Origin of the sequence: Pseudomonas folii (assembly GCF_014357575.1) — a bacterium.
Classification (GTDB): domain Bacteria; phylum Pseudomonadota; class Gammaproteobacteria; order Pseudomonadales; family Pseudomonadaceae; genus Aquipseudomonas; species Aquipseudomonas folii.
The window spans coordinates 37,570-52,509 of the sequence record NZ_JACONW010000023.1 but is presented as its reverse complement, the minus strand read 5'-3'; the positions used below and the strand labels follow the sequence as shown (position 1 = coordinate 52,509).

The 14,940-nt window shown below is 57.6% G+C and carries 17 protein-coding genes; 7 read left to right on the top strand and 10 right to left on the bottom strand.

The genetic code is table 11. From position 1 onward, the window contains the following. Positions 1–152 precede the first annotated feature (152 nt). Entirely contained in the window at positions 153–2,486 is a 2,334-nt protein-coding gene (gene pvdQ, locus H8S59_RS07580) for a bifunctional acylase PvdQ (protein ID WP_187521006.1), read from the bottom strand. A 223-nt stretch (positions 2,487–2,709) separates the two neighbouring features. Between pvdQ and H8S59_RS07575 the strand changes: the two genes are divergently transcribed. Then, the gene (locus tag H8S59_RS07575; protein WP_095095742.1) at positions 2,710–3,099 is read left to right on the top strand and encodes a Fe2+/Zn2+ uptake regulation protein; all 390 of its coding nucleotides are present in this window, start codon (positions 2,710–2,712) and stop codon (positions 3,097–3,099) included. 35 nt (positions 3,100–3,134) lie between these two features. On the opposite strand, the gene H8S59_RS07570 is transcribed toward H8S59_RS07575, so the two are convergent. Continuing rightward, the gene (locus tag H8S59_RS07570; protein ID WP_095096077.1) at positions 3,135–3,323 is read right to left on the bottom strand and encodes a hypothetical protein; all 189 of its coding nucleotides are present in this window, start codon (positions 3,321–3,323) and stop codon (positions 3,135–3,137) included. 244 nt (positions 3,324–3,567) lie between these two features. Between H8S59_RS07570 and H8S59_RS07565 the strand changes: the two genes are divergently transcribed. After that, positions 3,568–5,376 (top strand): monovalent cation:proton antiporter-2 (CPA2) family protein, encoded by a 1,809-nt coding sequence (locus H8S59_RS07565; protein WP_187521005.1) that lies wholly within the window; start codon positions 3,568–3,570, stop codon positions 5,374–5,376. 220 nt (positions 5,377–5,596) lie between these two features. On the opposite strand, the gene H8S59_RS07560 is transcribed toward H8S59_RS07565, so the two are convergent. From H8S59_RS07560 to moaB, 3 genes are all read right to left on the bottom strand, one after another. Then, positions 5,597–6,523, bottom strand: coding sequence for a glycosyltransferase family 2 protein (locus H8S59_RS07560; protein ID WP_187521004.1), 927 nt, complete (start codon positions 6,521–6,523; stop codon positions 5,597–5,599). Positions 6,524–6,622: 99 nt separating this feature from the next. Further along, a complete protein-coding gene (locus H8S59_RS07555) occupies positions 6,623–7,825 on the bottom strand; it encodes a molybdopterin molybdotransferase MoeA (protein ID WP_187521003.1) in 1,203 nt (400 codons plus the stop codon). 7 nt (positions 7,826–7,832) lie between these two features. After that, positions 7,833–8,372, bottom strand: coding sequence for a molybdenum cofactor biosynthesis protein B (gene moaB, locus H8S59_RS07550; protein WP_027898187.1), 540 nt, complete (start codon positions 8,370–8,372; stop codon positions 7,833–7,835). Between the two features lie 77 nt (positions 8,373–8,449). On the opposite strand from moaB, the gene mobA reads away from it, so the two are divergent. After that, positions 8,450–9,043 carry a molybdenum cofactor guanylyltransferase MobA gene (mobA, locus tag H8S59_RS07545; protein WP_187521002.1) on the top strand — a complete coding sequence of 198 codons (594 nt, stop codon included), beginning with the start codon at positions 8,450–8,452 and terminating at the stop codon, positions 9,041–9,043. A gap of 96 nt (positions 9,044–9,139) precedes the next feature. After that, positions 9,140–9,364, top strand: a complete 225-nt coding sequence (locus tag H8S59_RS07540) for a YgdI/YgdR family lipoprotein (RefSeq protein WP_027898189.1) — start codon at positions 9,140–9,142, stop codon at positions 9,362–9,364. A gap of 69 nt (positions 9,365–9,433) precedes the next feature. On the opposite strand, the gene H8S59_RS07535 is transcribed toward H8S59_RS07540, so the two are convergent. The 5 genes from H8S59_RS07535 to H8S59_RS07515 form a co-directional block, all read right to left on the bottom strand. After that, positions 9,434–10,324: a pseudouridine synthase gene (locus H8S59_RS07535; RefSeq protein WP_187521001.1), complete on the bottom strand. Its 891-nt coding sequence runs from the start codon at positions 10,322–10,324 to the stop codon at positions 9,434–9,436. 82 nt (positions 10,325–10,406) lie between these two features. Then, complete coding sequence (gene sodC / locus H8S59_RS07530; RefSeq protein ID WP_187521011.1) at positions 10,407–10,928, bottom strand: superoxide dismutase family protein; 522 nt, start codon at positions 10,926–10,928, stop codon at positions 10,407–10,409. 305 nt (positions 10,929–11,233) lie between these two features. Further along, positions 11,234–11,470 carry a glutaredoxin family protein gene (locus tag H8S59_RS07525; protein WP_095095721.1) on the bottom strand — a complete coding sequence of 79 codons (237 nt, stop codon included), beginning with the start codon at positions 11,468–11,470 and terminating at the stop codon, positions 11,234–11,236. 76 nt (positions 11,471–11,546) lie between these two features. Beyond that, entirely contained in the window at positions 11,547–12,173 is a 627-nt protein-coding gene (locus tag H8S59_RS07520) for a hypothetical protein (protein ID WP_343073044.1), read from the bottom strand. A 34-nt stretch (positions 12,174–12,207) separates the two neighbouring features. Next, the gene (locus H8S59_RS07515; protein WP_187521009.1) at positions 12,208–13,299 is read right to left on the bottom strand and encodes an acyltransferase family protein; all 1,092 of its coding nucleotides are present in this window, start codon (positions 13,297–13,299) and stop codon (positions 12,208–12,210) included. Positions 13,300–13,763: 464 nt separating this feature from the next. On the opposite strand from H8S59_RS07515, the gene H8S59_RS07510 reads away from it, so the two are divergent. Genes H8S59_RS07510 through H8S59_RS07500 form a run of 3 tightly spaced genes read left to right on the top strand, consistent with a single transcriptional unit; the run spans position 13,764 to position 14,811 of the window. Continuing rightward, complete coding sequence (locus H8S59_RS07510; RefSeq protein WP_187521000.1) at positions 13,764–14,078, top strand: ElaB/YgaM/YqjD family protein; 315 nt, start codon at positions 13,764–13,766, stop codon at positions 14,076–14,078. A gap of 5 nt (positions 14,079–14,083) precedes the next feature. After that, entirely contained in the window at positions 14,084–14,476 is a 393-nt protein-coding gene (locus H8S59_RS07505) for a phage holin family protein (protein ID WP_187520999.1), read from the top strand. Next, positions 14,473–14,811, top strand: coding sequence for a hypothetical protein (locus tag H8S59_RS07500; protein ID WP_095095712.1), 339 nt, complete (start codon positions 14,473–14,475; stop codon positions 14,809–14,811). Before H8S59_RS07505 ends, H8S59_RS07500 begins: the two co-directional genes overlap by 4 nt. Positions 14,812–14,940: the final 129 nt, after the last annotated feature.

Here is a 14,940-nt window from a genome sequence, read left to right as displayed (position 1 = left end):
TATGCTGGCCTGCAAGCTGGTCCCACGACTTCACTCCAATATCCAGGATTGCGCAGGTCGTGTGGGAGCTGAGCCTGGTCTGGGCAGCATTCAGACAATAAGGCTGGCTGCGATCCAAAGCAGATCGCGCTCAGCCTTACTCCTCCCTGAGATTATTTCTGCCCTTCCTTGATCACCTGCAACCGATAAGCCGGATCAGCCTGGATCTGCTGCTCGGTGAACGGCAACACAGCCCATTGTTTTCTGGAGAACGCCTCAGTCTGATCCCGACGATACGGCGACTCGGGGCGGGTTGATTCCGAAGGCGCCAGCAAGCCTTGAGCATGGGGGCCACGCTCATCGAAACTCACGACTTGCAAATAACTGCTGCCGCTGACCACTTCACGCTTGCCGTCACCACGCGGGACGGTCTGCATCGCGTTGTACACGCCCAAGATGCCCAGGCCACCATGAATCGGCGTCTGTTGCGTGCCCGCAGTTGAAACCTGAATATCCCCCCACCGACTGTCTGCCGTCAGCCCCGCCTTGCTCAATTGCTCCGCCGATTCCAGTATTGCCGCGTGCAACGCTTCGGTTACGCCCGCCTGCTGCACGTCCAGGCCGCGTGGCGTATGGATCGGATTGGCCGGATCAAATGCGATACGCCAGGCATTCGGCACACTTTGCAGCGCCTTGGCGATGTTCTGAAAATGCACGTAGCCTACGCCAGCGTCCAGATTGGCGCTGCGGTCCCACTGACTCATGCTCGTACAAACACTTTTGACTGTCGCGACGTCAGCACCCGAATACCCGGCGCAGTATTGCAGCAGGTCATCCAGCAGCCCGCCCGCCTCGGCCATGTACACTCGGTTATCCATGACCATCGCCTGCAAGTCGGCAAGGGTAACTTTGCCAGCCTGTTGCAGGCTGGCCAGTCGATCCACCGCAAAGCGCGTGCGCGGGCCCAGTGGCTGGGCGTCACGACTGATCAGCGGCGAGAACCCCGTCAACGGCTGCGCCGGGTTGGTCATCCACGCCGAGTCATTGGAATTCTGCAGGTAGTCGCTGCGGCTCAGTGCTGGCAACGCCGACACCGGGAAGATACCGGCCTGCGCCGCTGTCGGGTCGTTATCCCAGGCGCAGGCACTGCGGGAGCCGTCGAGCACAATCATCTCCAGCCCGGCAGCAGGATCGCTGCATTGGGCGAGCTTCTGCTCGCTGACATTCGGGACGACTGAATAGTTGGTGTAAAGCGTCTGCCCCTGATCATCGACCGCAAGGGTGTTGACCCAGGGGATGCCCTGTATTTTCTGCAACGCACCTTTTAGATCAGCGAGACTTCCGGCGCGGTTCATCGCGTACCACTGCTGTATGACCCGGTCATTGCCCAGATTTGCATCACGCAGGCTGTAAGCATATTCGTGATTCCAGTCCAGCTTGCCCGGCCATTGCACCACCGGACCGAACTCGGACTGATAGATCTCACGGGATTGCTGTTGCGGCTTGCCATCCTTGTCAGCCAGCGTAACGCTGACGGTGGCCTTCTTCAGCGGTCGGGACTGACCGTCAACGATATAACGCGTGGCATTCCCGGGATCGAGCTTGAGGCGGTACAACGTAAAGTGTTTCGAGGTATCCACCGTATGGGTCCAGGCCAGATGCTGGCTGAAACCGATATTGATCAGCGGCAAACCAGGCAGCGCAGCGCCCATCACGTCGAGTTTGCCGGGGATGGTCAGGTGCATCTGATAAAAACGCATGCCGCCGACCCACGGGAAATGCGGATTGGCCAGCAGCATGCCCCGCCCGTTATCCGACCGGTCACGTCCGATCGCCACCGCGTTGCTGCCTCGCTCGAGCGCAAAATCCTGATCATGGGCAGCGGCACTGGCGAATGACATCGAATCTATCGAGCGACTCGCAACACTGGCGGCAGGCGGCGCTGCGGCTGCCAGCGCCTCAGCAAAGCGCCCAACGCCGCCTTCTACCAACAAGCGACGGGTGAGCCTGACCTGATCCTCGACAGTGATCGGGCGTAGCCACTGCGCCTGCAGGCATTCACCCTGGGTGCCGGCCTCCCGTGTTTCCGCGAGGAACCGGTTGTAACCCGCGACGTACCCTTCAACCAATTGGCGGACCTGTGGCGTCTGGGCCTTCCAGAATTCGGCCACGGCCTCGGGCGTGTTCAGCCAGTTGAAAAACACATCGCTGGCCATGTTGTTGCGTTTTTCGAAGGTCTGTTGCTCAGGACCAAAGTAACGTGAGCGCTCGCCGTTGACGGTGACCACTTCATTGGCCAACAGGCAGAGATTGTCCTGTGCGTACGCATAACCGATGCCATAACCAAGGCCGCGCTCGTTCTGTGCGCGAATGTGCGGCACGCCAAAGGTGGTCCTGCGGACTTCGGCGCTGGCCTGTTGCGCGGGCAACTGCGCATGGGCGCTGACACTCAGGCCGAACAACAATCCGGAAATACATAACGTCGGTACGCGCTTGAAAATGATCACTCTGACTCCTGATGACTGGCTTACAGACACGCACAGCCGAGAGGGGCTGTCGCTCACTTAGAGACGAAGAACGACGGGGAAATTTAGTGCGCAGCGCGCTGCCGGGCAGCCGTCGAAGCGATGACCGGTAAAGTTTTTTTCGAAAACGATTGAGGATTTGCAGCGCTCATACGTCTTACTCAGTGAGGCAAGCATTTTTTAGAGCCTGAAAAGGAATTTGCGCATGTTGAATCGTCAAGCCACCACCACCCGAACGATGCTGCGCCAGTCAGCCATTGCAGCGCAGGCGCAGGCGCCTGCCACTGATACAGAGCGCCAGGGCAACGAACCTATCAGGAAGTTGCTCAAAAGCTTTGGTCTGCGGACCAGCCTGGTCCGGTTGAAAGTCCTGGATGCACTGCTCCAGGCCACCAGCGAAGGCCAGCCTCTGGGCGTACGTGGTGTGCACAGTCAAATGCTCAAGCTGGATATCCCGCTGTCCTTTCTGAGCGTGCGGGAGGTGCTTAAACGCCTCTGCGATGAAGGCGTTATTTTTCTCAATCCGGATAAAAGCTACAGCCTGCATCCTCAGGCCATGGAACAACTCAACGAACCGGGCAAGTCGACGCAATGAAATGACGGCCCGGCGGTGATCCGGGCCGAAAGCCGTCAGCGCTTGACCTTGCGACGTATCACGCCGTTGATGACCACAACCAGAATGGCAACGGCGATAGCGATGTACTGGAAAGTCTTCTCGCTGATGACGCCGCTGGCCTGCAACTGTGAGAGGCCCAGCATGACCGCCAGTACTACAAGGGCAATCAGCAGCGAATAAATCAAACGTTGTTTATTGGTCATTGCAGGGTTCCTGAAATCTTCATGGACAGCATTCGTTGCGCACGAATGCGCGCCCATCTTACGCTGATGTGCCAAGCCTGACATCGGCATCCTCCATGCACCCTCCGCGTCATGCCTTCCTCAGCATTGCTTTAAAGCCCATGCCAGAGCACATCCGGACAACGCCGGTTACAATTCGCGTGGTTTAATAGCGCCCTTTCAAGGCCGTCCATTCGGTCTCTTCGTGTTTAGCAAGGAGTCAACCATGCCCCATGAAGGCAGCCTGTTGCAGGCCGCAGTCGTGTTCCTGTTCGCCGCGGTTCTGACCGTGCCACTGGCCAAGCGGCTTCAACTGGGCGCCGTGATCGGTTACCTGTTCGCTGGTGTGATCATCGGCCCATCGGTACTGGGGTTAATCGGCAATCCCGAAAGCGTGAGCCATATTTCTGAACTTGGCGTTGTGCTGTTGCTGTTCATCATCGGCCTCGAACTTTCGCCCAAGCGTCTATGGGTGATGCGCAAAGCTGTGTTCGGCGTCGGCATGGCGCAGGTATTGTTGACCGGGCTGGTCATCGGCGTCTTGGCCCTGCTCGCTTTCGGCCAGCCACTGAATACCGCCGTTGTGCTGGGACTGGGCCTGGCACTGTCGTCCACCGCCTTCGGTCTGCAAAGCCTGGCCGAGCGCAAGGAACTGAACAGCCCTCACGGCCGGCTGGCGTTTGCCATTCTGCTGTTCCAGGACATCGCCGCTATCCCGCTGATTGCCATGGTGCCGCTGCTTGCCGGTACTGACGACAAACTCAGCGCCAGCGATGGCCTGACTCACGGCCTGGAAGTTCTGGGCGTCATTGCGATTGTGGTGGTAGGTGGTCGCTATTTGCTGCGTCCGGTATTCCGCATCGTGGCCAAGACCAAAATCCAGGAAGTGTCCACGGCCACCGCTTTGCTGGTAGTTATCGGCACTGCATGGCTGATGGATCTGGTCGGCGTGTCCATGGCACTGGGGGCTTTCCTTGCCGGACTGCTGCTGGCCGACTCGGAGTACCGCCACGAGCTGGAATCGCAGATCGAACCGTTCAAAGGCCTTTTGCTTGGGCTGTTCTTCATGAGCGTGGGCATGGGTGCCAATCTCGGATTGTTGCTCAGCGAACCCCTGGTCGTGCTGGGGCTGACACTGCTACTGATCTTCATCAAATTGCCGATGCTGTTTATTGTCGGGCGCCTGGCGGGAGGATTAGGCAAAGAAAGCGCGCTACGACTGGGCATCGTGCTCGCTGCGGGTGGTGAGTTCGCCTTTGTAGTGTTCAAGATCGGCAGTGATCAGGGCCTGTTCGACGCTCAGTTATACGACACGCTGGTACTGACCATCACGCTGTCCATGGCCCTGACACCGCTGTTGCTACTGGGCATAGCCCGTTGGCTCAAACCCAAGCCAGTCACTGTGGAAGTCCCGGACGAGTACCGGGACATCAGCACCGACGCGCCGCGCGTCGTTATCGCGGGCATGGGTCGCATGGGCCAGATTGTTGCGCGGATTCTGCGCGCCCAGAACATCCCTTTTGTCGCCCTGGATACCGCCGTGGAATCCATCGAGTTTTCGCGCAGTTTCGGTAATGTTCCGGTGTTCTACGGCGATCCGTTGCGCCCGGAAATCCTTCGCGCAGCAAAGGTTGAACAGGCAGAGTTTTTCATCATTGCGACGGATGATCCTGATATCAACATCAAGACTGCCGAGCTGGTTAACAAGCTGTACCCGAACATCAAGATCATTGCCCGCGCTCGCAACCGGCAGCATGTTCACCGTCTGATCGATGTCGGCGCGCAGGCAGTTCGGGAAACCTTCTATTCCAGTCTGGAAATGAGTCGGCAGACCCTGATCGGCCTGGGCTTGACCCAGACTCAGGCGGATGCACGTATCAGTCGCTTCAAACGCCACGATGAGCAGGTTCTGGCAGCGCAGCATCTGGTGTATGACGACGCAGCGAAGGTACTACAGACGGCCCGGGAAGCCAGGAAAGAACTGGCACAGTTGTTCGAGGCGGATAGACAGGAAGAGGAAGCCGGGAAGGATTGATAGGGCTGGCATCCGAAGGTCAGGTCTGCCTGTAACATCCTCTTCGCGGACGAGCACCGTTCCCACAGGATCATTGATGACATGGGAGCGGCCGGACAGCGTTCCGTTTCAGACGGGAAGGCGGTATTTCTGCAGATGAAGATTCAGCGTCTGTCCCGGCCTCTTCCCGGCTAAAGCGGTCCCACGTCGTGTACTGGCGCATGGACGCAACAACCCACCGCTAGCCAAACGGCCCATCCCAATACCGGCCATGCATGCCCAGCTTTTTCTTGAGACGCTTCGGCAGATGTTTTTCCTGTTTGCTGAGTTTGTAAGCCATCAGCTTTGCAGCATTGCGAATGAACGAAAGCGGCCAGAGCAGGAAGCGCCGAGGTCCGAGGAATTTGAGTTCTGACTTGACGTAGCGCATCCCCTCTCCACCGACGCCGCCGAACGTGGCGTAGATCCAGGCTTCCCGCGACTGGAACACACCGATATCGAAGTAGCGCCGAAACTCCTCCCAAATCGTGTAGTTATGGGAATGCCGACACACTGCGGAGCCTTCATAAGCAACTTTCCAGCCTCCCATCAGCATTTTCGCCGTGACGTACATGTCTTCGGACAAGATCACATGCTGGGGAAAGCCACCAATATCCAGCAAGGCGTCACGGCGGTAGGCCGCAAACGAGTTGGACATGAACGGTGTCTTGATACCCAGGACAGGCGCATCGTCCAGCGTCTTGATCTGCGACACCGGCGGGTAATTGAACAAGCGGGCATGCTGGGCCAGCAGGCTGGCGTCTTTATGGGGTAACTGGCGCCCACAGACGGCACCGACTTTCGGGTCGGCGAAAGGCAGCAGTATGTTGGCGATGGCCTGCACATCCTCGACGTACGCGTCCTGTGTCATATAGACGTAGACGTCGTAATCAGGGTTGAACTCAACCATCATTTGCCGCGTGCCGCCGTGGTTGAATTCCTTGCTGTCAATGCGGGTCACGTTCGCGCAACGCGAACGAGCCAACTCAAGCGTTCCATCGCTGGAGCTTGAGTCAACGATCAGGGTGTCGAAAACAGCGGTCTGGGTTGCCAGAGAATCCAGCAATCGCTCCAGGTCTTTTCGACCGTTATAAGTAGGGATGACACAAGCCACTCTCAAAGACGGCATAACAAAACTCCAGGGCGAAACCGAAATGCCCAACTTGTCAGCGTTTTTGAGGGTAGCTCATGCCTCGCGGATAGACCATCCGGACTGGTAAAAACCCACTCAGCCGAGCACTTCACTCAAAGGAATGAAGTTGACCCAGTCGTCCTCGGCGACGGTGCTGCCTTCGCGAACCTCAATCAAGCCATCAGCCCAGGCCGCACTGCGCAGCACACCAGAACTCTGGTTTTTGTAAAACACCGCCCGCCCCTGCTCCAGCCTGCCGCGTAAATACTCACGTCGGTTGCCCGGTTTGGTCCAGGCGAAACCTGCCGGTACTGGAAACTGCAGCGGCGTGACATCGACCACACCTTGGCGGCGCAACAGATATGGACGGGCCAACAGGGCGAAAGTAACCAGAGTCGATGCAGGATTACCCGGCAGGCCGATCACCGGAACACCGCGAAAATGCCCGAACGTCAGCGGCTTTCCGGGCTTGATAGCCAGTTTCCACAGCGACAATTCGCCCTCTTCGCGCAATGCGCGCCCGAGGAAGTCAGCCTCCCCTACCGAAACGCCGCCAGTCGACAGGATCAAGTCCACGTCGTTGAGCGCACCCAATGCCGTACGGGTCTTCTCCAGGTCATCGGGCAGAATCCCGGCGTCCACCACGTCGCACTCCAGCCTTTTCAGCCAACTGCACAACAACACGCGGTTGCTGTTGTAGATCTGCCCCGGCCCCAACGGCTGACCCGGTTCGATCAGTTCATCCCCCGTCGAGAGCACAGCAACCCGAACGCGCCTTATCACTTGCAACTCCGCCAGCCCCAGCGAAGCCGTCAGCCCCAGTTCGATAGGCCCCAGGCGCGTGCCTGCAGCAAGGACCTTGTCACCTGTACGGGTTTCCTGGCCTTGGGGGCGGATGTTCTGGCCCATCTGTAGAGGCTCGGTAAAGCCCACGCGCTGATCGGGAAAGACTTCAGCGTTTTCCTGCATCTCGACACAATCGGCCCCCGCAGGAACCGGTGCGCCGGTGAAAATCCGCGCGCAGGTACCGGGTGCCAACGGCTCCGGCGCCTGGCCAGCGAAAATACGCTGACTGACGACCAGCGGCTCACCTTTCCAGTCCGCCAGACTCAAGGCATAACCGTCCATGGCGCTGTTGGGCCAGGGTGGCAGGTCAAGCGTTGCAATCATGTCCCGGGCCAGCACGCGACCTTGTGCCTGCGCCAGCGGCACGGTCTCGGACTCCGTCACGGGCGCGGCTTCAGCCATTTCCAGCAAGCGTGCCAACGCCTGTTCGACCGGCATCAAGGGTTTGTTCATCGCTGTCTTATCCACGTGTTGCGCAAGGCTCGGCTTGCTTCAAATGCGGCACGAAGTTGCAGGGACGAAAACGGTTGTCCAATTGCTGGGCGAGAATGCCGTCCCAACCGGTACGCACCGCGTTGGTAGAGCCCGGCAGGCAGCAGACCAGCGTGCCATTGGCCAGACCGGCAAGGGCCCTGGACTGAATAGTGGAGGTGCCGATATCAGGAACGGATATCTGGCGGAACAATTCACCGAAGCCATCGACCTGCTTATCCAGCAGGCAAGCCACGGCTTCCGGCGTGCTGTCACGGCCGGTGAAACCTGTGCCGCCGGTAATCAACACCACCTGCACTTCATCATCGGCAATCCAGCCAGCGACCTTCGCGCGGATCTTGTACAAGTCATCCTTGAGCAGAACGCGCTCGATCAGGCTGTGACCGGCCTCAGTGAGACGATCGACAAACATCTGACCGGATGTATCGGTTTCTCGGGTGCGTGTGTCACTGACCGTCAAAACGGCAATATTCAGCGGTACGAAGGGAGTGTCAGCCTTGGCTTTCATCGCTCTATCCAGTTGTAGAGAAAACAGGCCGGTGTTATATCACAGCACCCCATTCCACTGCTTCGGTCGAGTCGTTCATGCCAGATGCCATCACCCTTCCCCCCTGTTCCATCCTGCTGTTGGCCGGTGGTCAGGGTCAGCGTATGGGTGGACGGGACAAAGGTCTGATTCTCTGGAACGGTGAGCCGCTGATCCAGCATTTACACCGGCTGACCCGCCCGCTGACGGATGACTTGCTGATCTCCTGCAATCGCAACCTGGAGCAATACGCGAATTATGCCGATCGACTGGTGCAGGATGGCAACGATGAATTTCATGGACCGTTCGCCGGTATCCGCGCCGCTCTGCCCCTGGCGCGCCATGCGCATCTGCTGATCCTGCCCTGCGACGTGCCCTTGATTGACCACTCATTGCTGCAGGAACTGCGGGAGACCGCATTCAGGCATCCTCGCCAGCCAGTGATGGTGCGCAGCGGCGAGCACTGGCAACCCTTGCTCTGCGTGGTTCCGACTTGCCACCTACAGGCCTTCGAAGCCGCGTGGCAAAGCGGAGAACGCAGCCCGCGCAAGGTGATGGAGAGACTGAATGCTGTTGCCGTTCAGTGTGAAACCGATGATCCCCGTCTCGCCAATCTCAATACCCCGGACTTGCTGAACCAGACCACAGGCTAGGGTAAGCCCTGGGCTGTGATTAATATTGTTTGAACTTGCTGCAAGCAGATACGTCTTAAACGTCAGTTAACCAAGAATCGATCAGGAGACACCGTAATGAAACAACGGACCCTTCCCGCTGCCTTTTTGCTCGCACTGGGCCTGGCATCCCTCGCAGGCTGTGCATCGCCGACCGTGATCACTCTGACCGATGGCCGGGAAATCCAGGCTGTCGACACGCCGAAGTATGATGAAGATTCGGGCTTCTACGAGTTCAAGCAACTCGACGGTAAAGAAACCCGCGTCAACAAAGATCAGGTGCGTACTGTCAAGGATCTGTAACTCAGAGCCCGACGCAGCAGACGTAAAAAAACCCGCCCAGTGCGGGTTTTTTATTGGCTGACGACCGAGTTACCATTCCAGATGAATTTCACTCTCGAACCGCCGCTGCTGGCGGGTTACCGGGTCGACAAAACGCAGGCTTTGAGCGAGTAATTTCAACGGCCTGGCGTAGTCATCTACCGCATCCTTGAGCACGTTCGGGTAGAACGGATCATTGCAGATGCCTGCCCCCAAAGCGGCCATGTGCACGCGCAACTGATGTTTCTTGCCCGTGACCGGATACAGCGCGTAACGCCAGAGGTCCCCGTTGCGCTCACAGACCTCCATGGCGGTTTCTGTATTGCTGACGCCCTCGCCTTCCTGCATGCGAAAAAACGGCTCGCCATCAATCAATCGACTTTTGTGCACTCTGGGAAACTCGACACCTGGCAACGCGGGCGCAATGGCCTCGTAGCGCTTGTCGATCTGCCGGGTCGGGAACAATGATTGATACGCCGAGCGCGTTTGTTTGCTGGCCGAGAACAGCACCAGCCCGGCTGTATGTCGATCAATACGGTGCAATGGCACCAGGTCAGGATTATCCAGGCGACGGATCAAACGGCGCAGCAGCGTCTGTTCGACGTATTCGCCAGCGGGTGTCACCGGCAGGAAATGTGGCTTGTCGGCAACCACCAGATGTTCATCGGAATAAAGAATCGACTCATGCACCGGGATTGGCGTTTCATTGGGCACTTCGCGAAAGTAGTGAATCCGCAGCCCTTCCCGATAGGCCAGATCCGCCCCGACAGGTTTACCGTTGGCATCCAGCACACGCCCCCGGGCAATACGGTCAAGCCACTGTTCACGGCTGATTGCGCTGAAATGCGCGCACAGACAATCGAGCACAGTGAGCCACTTCCCTGGCGGCAGGTAGAGGGTGCTGGCCTGGCTGTTGGCAGCGGAAAAAGCAGACTCGGACATACGCGGGCTCGTGGGAGACTCTTGGGTGAATAGCGCAGCATTATCACCCAAGAGCCTTGCAACGGCTAATCGACTGACCGTTTCAGATCACGCCGCAAGCAGCCCGATCACCGCCACCGCCCAAAGGCTTGGGCATGTCGGAATGGTTATCCGCGCCTGCGTGAACCATCAACGCATGACCTTTTACATCCTTCAGTTTTTTCAGACGTGGCGCGAGGACCGGGTAGTTGGCCATGCCGTCTTCTGTGACGTAGATAGCCGGAAGGTCACCCAAGTGACCGTTGGCATAAGGCCCGAGGTGTTTGCCGGTCTTTTTCGGGTCCCAGTGGCCACCTGCAGCTTGAGCGGCGATTTTTACGCCGTCTTTCTCGGCGGGTTCACAGCTCGGGTTTTCATGGATGTGGAAGCCATGAACACCGGCTGGCAACGAGGTCAGGTTGGGAGTGAAAAGAAGGCCATATTCAGTTTCGGTGATAATGACTTCGCCAATCGGCTTCGCCGCCTCCGTCGCACTCACGAGATTCATCGGTACAGACGCCGATTCGGCGAATGCCGTGTTCAGGGAAAAAGCGCCTACAAGGCCAAGCCAGAGATAAGATTTCATCATTCGTCCATTTGCTGAGAAAAGTGCAAGGCAGTCCAAAAAAAGCCTGCCGGGATGAAGGTCGTACCTGATCTTGTACCAGCTTGACGGCAAATTAGTTCCGCGGAATGTGTGTACGGGTGTTTACCTGCCCTTGTCGCGGCCAGGCCTCGCTTATTAGATGCGTTATCCAAATATTGGCAATGGCGTGGGACCGGCTTTAGCCGGGAAGAGGACGGGACAGTCATTACATTGTCGTCGTCAGGAACGCCGACTTCCCGGCTAAAGCCGGTCCCACGTCGTGAACTGCCCCACAAGCTCAACACCTACAACAGAAAACTGACCACCTGCTCCGCACTGAACGGCCAGTCCAGTTCCTCGCCGGTATCGACACGACGCAACACCGGAATGCGCAGACCATAGGTTTCGAACAACCGCTCGCTCTCAGCGATATCCACCAGTTCCACCAGTAATCCGTGCTCCACCAACGGCATTAATTCGGCTTCGGCGACCTCACACAGATGGCACCCCAACGTGCCAAACAACTGACATTCAGGAGGCATACCCACGACCCTCGGCGCAGAAAATGAACGATTATCTTAGGCCTGCCAAAGATAGTCGTCGAGATGAACCGGCAGATCAGAGCGGCTCCCCGGGTACCCGCCATTCCGGTGCTTTGTAGACTTGCCCCGCACCGGAAATCCGCATTGAAATACGATCCAGAATCGACTCCGCAGTGTATTTGGGCGTCGTCGCATTGAAGGCGATGAACAACAAGCCGATCACCACGGCTGCCGAAGGAATCCGGCCCGGCTGGAAATTTTCCAGACCCAACAGAAAAAAGCCTGCCGCCAATGAGCCCAGCAAGGCACCAGCAATCGCTTCAGGCAACGGATGAATGAACGGCGCAACGCAGTAGATACTGAACAGCCACCCCACGGTCAGACCAAACGCGGCAGCAGGCCAACTCAATACCGGATGCACCTGCCGGGCGAGCAGACTCAAGCCCACCGTGAGCACCAGACACGTGTTCATCGCATGGCCGCTCAGCACATAAACCCCGAGACTTTCCAGCGCCACGCCCCAGCCTTTGAAGAGGATTTTACTGACGGCCACGATCGAGTAGACCGCAAAAACAGTGGCCATCCACAGCAGCGCCGAGCGACGCGAGCGGGTCAGCCAGAGCCAACCGGTGATGACGATTGCAGCGGGCAGCATGACCGTAATGCCGCCATACGGGGTGAGTGAAGCAAGGTGTATATCCAACGGTGACTCCAGACACGTAGCACGCCGCCAAATCTTACTGCGCACGCTCCAGGCCAGATGAGCGCGCTCGAAAGTATTTACGGGCAAACGCATTGGCCCGATCCAGCACCGGCTTCTCGAAACAGCGATAACCGACCCAGCCGTAACATAACACCGCACTCATCATCAGTGCTGCGAAGAAAATGTTGTCCATCAGCGTCCCCGGCCAACCGCCCAGCAATTGCCAGATACGCCCGATAACCCCTAACACCAGCAGATGGGACAAGTAGACGGTGTAAGACATGTCGCCGATCAATACCAGTCCCTTGGGCGTGGACAGGTGTTTACGCCGTTCCAACAATGCCAGCGTGAACACGAGCAAGCCAAACACCAGACCCACCACCAGCATCCGCACCAAACCATGACCTTCAAACAATCCGTACAGGCCGATCAGGGGAGTACCCAGCAGCAATGCCCCCGCCAATAAGCCCCAGACCGCAAAGTCGGGAATACGAACGCTGTGTCGGCTGTAAAATAACAGCGCCAGTAGCGCTCCAGCGATGAACTCCAGCGCATAAGGATGCAGAACCACTGCCAGCACAGGCGAGTACGCCTGCCAGTCCTCCAGCATGTTGAACGCCAGTAACACCAGTGCCCAGACTGCCAGCAGCCACGGGAGGTAGCGCTCCTTGAAAAACAGCAGGACGCTGAACACCAGATAGAACCACAACTCAAACACCAGCGACCACGCCACCATGACCAATAGAACCTTGTCACTGGGCAGCAACAAAAAAGACAGCCACAGGTTGGACTCTCCATGACCACTGTTGACCATCCCTGGCTGAAGCAGATAAACCGCCAGCGTGATGAAAAAATACAGCCAGTAGGTCGGATAAATACGCGAGACGCGATTGAACAGGAATCGTCGGCTTTCAACGCCACTCTGAAAACGTCCCCGGCTGACGATGACCATCACGAAACCGCTGATGACGAAAAACAGATCGACCCCTAACTGAAAGAAATCCAGCCAGCCAGGCAAGAGCCTGTCGCCCCCCGAATACTTCAATTCAACAGCCGTCATATGGAAAAGCACTACGCCCAGCACTGCCAGGCCCCTCAGCCCTTGAAGGGAATACAGCCGCTCCATGTCACTCTCCAGCCCATGCCCGAGCGCCAACCGCGGCGTCAGTACTTCCATGAATTTACCGAGGCTCAATCGCCTGAATCAGCAGGCCTTGAGACGTGCAAAGTCATCAGAATAATGACCTGACGGCACTCCACGATTCAGCATCGGGTTACAGCATAGCCAAGTCTCGCGTGGTTGAGGTCGTCGCGTCGCAGCTATTGCGATAATCCAGGCGATGCAAGCCTGCCGGTATGCGCACCGAGACAGAGACGGAAAAATAATGGAAACTCCTGACGCAGCGCTGCAGCGGTATAAGCAAACCAGTACCGCCCTTGTGCGCTCCTGATGAGCGCACAGCGAAAGACAGCGCACCAACACACCGCAAAACGCCTTGCAGGCCCATCCAACGATTTCATGCGGCATTGGAGTGAACCTTCAGCAACGCCCTGTACTCGAAACCCCATACGTACTTAATGGAGAGAAAAATGGCACGCCAAACAGCACAGAACGCCCAGGAAATATTGATGGCTGACTTTCAGGTACTGGTTGCCGACACGGAGAAGCTCCTGGAACACACCGCTTCACTGGCAGGCGCTCAGGCTGACGAATTACGCAGCCAGATCAACGAGAGCCTGGTGCGAGCCCGCGAAACCCTGAAAATCACTGAAGAATCGCTTCGCGAGCGCGGCAAGGCTGCCGTGGTTGCGACTGAAGATTACGTCCAGACAAATCCATGGCAATCAGTCGGCATTGCTGCCGGCGTTGGTTTCCTGATTGGTCTGCTGGCTACAAGGCGCTAACGACTATGGCTCTGGGAACTGAATCCGGTCCGGCATCAGACCAGACCTCATCATCGCCACGGCGACTGGGTGCGGCGGTCCTTGGGCTGCTGCACAGTCATGTCGAACTGTTCGGCATCGAATTGCAGGAACAGAAAGCCCGTACGTTGAGCCTGCTGTTGTTCGCAGGCCTCGCACTGGTGTTTGGCCTGCTTCTGCTGACCGGCTTGTCGGCATTACTGCTCATCGTGTTGTGGGACAGTTATCGTCTGGCTGGCATCGTTGGTCTGTGCGTCTTCTACACGCTGTGCGCGCTGTTCTGCGCGCTGCGCCTCAAAGCTGCCATTTTCGACGAATCGTCGCCGTTCAATGCGACCCTCGAAGAACTGGCCAATGACCGTGAGCGATTGATGCGATGAGCCTGCCTGAATCCCACCAGAAACATTCCCGTCGGGAATTGCGCAAAGCACTGGTTCGCCTGCGCATGGAAATGCACCGCCAGGAAATACGCCAGGAGTCGACGAATCTGATGCAGCCACTGCGTCGGGTTCGGGGCATGACCACTGACTGGCAAGGCGCATTGGGCATCAAACATGCGCCGTTATGGGGTGTGGGGGTAGTCTCGCTGCTCGGATTTCTGGGCGGCAAGGGTGCTAAAGGTTCACGCCCTGGCGGGTTGACTCGTATCGTCAAGCTCGGTGTAAGTCTGCTTCCGATTATTCGGCTGGCTTTGGGTTCTTCCCGAAAACCCTAATGGCAATTGGCTGCGTTCTTGCAAGCAGCACTCCCCCATCAGGTTGAATCGACGGCTTCGGGTCCTACTGAAGCCGTCGATTTCGTTGTGGGATACGTTCCTGAAAGCCGTTTCAACAGTCCCTTTTCA

Bases quoted from the DNA above. Each gene is read 5' to 3' on its own strand.
- H8S59_RS07515 (WP_187521009.1), bottom strand. From the start codon at position 13,299: ATGGAGCGGCTGTATTCCCTTCAAGGGCTGAGGGGCCTGGCAGTGCTG.
- H8S59_RS07505 (WP_187520999.1), top strand. From the start codon at position 14,084: ATGGCTCTGGGAACTGAATCCGGTCCGGCATCAGACCAGACCTCATCA.
- H8S59_RS07555 (WP_187521003.1), bottom strand. From the start codon at position 7,825: ATGAACAAACCCTTGATGCCGGTCGAACAGGCGTTGGCACGCTTGCTG.
- sodC (WP_187521011.1), bottom strand. From the start codon at position 10,928: ATGAAATCTTATCTCTGGCTTGGCCTTGTAGGCGCTTTTTCCCTGAAC.
- H8S59_RS07540 (WP_027898189.1), top strand. From the start codon at position 9,140: ATGAAACAACGGACCCTTCCCGCTGCCTTTTTGCTCGCACTGGGCCTG.
- mobA (WP_187521002.1), top strand. From the start codon at position 8,450: ATGCCAGATGCCATCACCCTTCCCCCCTGTTCCATCCTGCTGTTGGCC.
- H8S59_RS07565 (WP_187521005.1), top strand. From the start codon at position 3,568: ATGCCCCATGAAGGCAGCCTGTTGCAGGCCGCAGTCGTGTTCCTGTTC.
- H8S59_RS07560 (WP_187521004.1), bottom strand. From the start codon at position 6,523: ATGCCGTCTTTGAGAGTGGCTTGTGTCATCCCTACTTATAACGGTCGA.
- H8S59_RS07575 (WP_095095742.1), top strand. From the start codon at position 2,710: ATGTTGAATCGTCAAGCCACCACCACCCGAACGATGCTGCGCCAGTCA.
- H8S59_RS07525 (WP_095095721.1), bottom strand. From the start codon at position 11,470: ATGCCTCCTGAATGTCAGTTGTTTGGCACGTTGGGGTGCCATCTGTGT.
- moaB (WP_027898187.1), bottom strand. From the start codon at position 8,372: ATGAAAGCCAAGGCTGACACTCCCTTCGTACCGCTGAATATTGCCGTT.
- H8S59_RS07510 (WP_187521000.1), top strand. From the start codon at position 13,764: ATGGCACGCCAAACAGCACAGAACGCCCAGGAAATATTGATGGCTGAC.
- H8S59_RS07535 (WP_187521001.1), bottom strand. From the start codon at position 10,324: ATGTCCGAGTCTGCTTTTTCCGCTGCCAACAGCCAGGCCAGCACCCTC.
- H8S59_RS07570 (WP_095096077.1), bottom strand. From the start codon at position 3,323: ATGACCAATAAACAACGTTTGATTTATTCGCTGCTGATTGCCCTTGTA.
- H8S59_RS07500 (WP_095095712.1), top strand. From the start codon at position 14,473: ATGAGCCTGCCTGAATCCCACCAGAAACATTCCCGTCGGGAATTGCGC.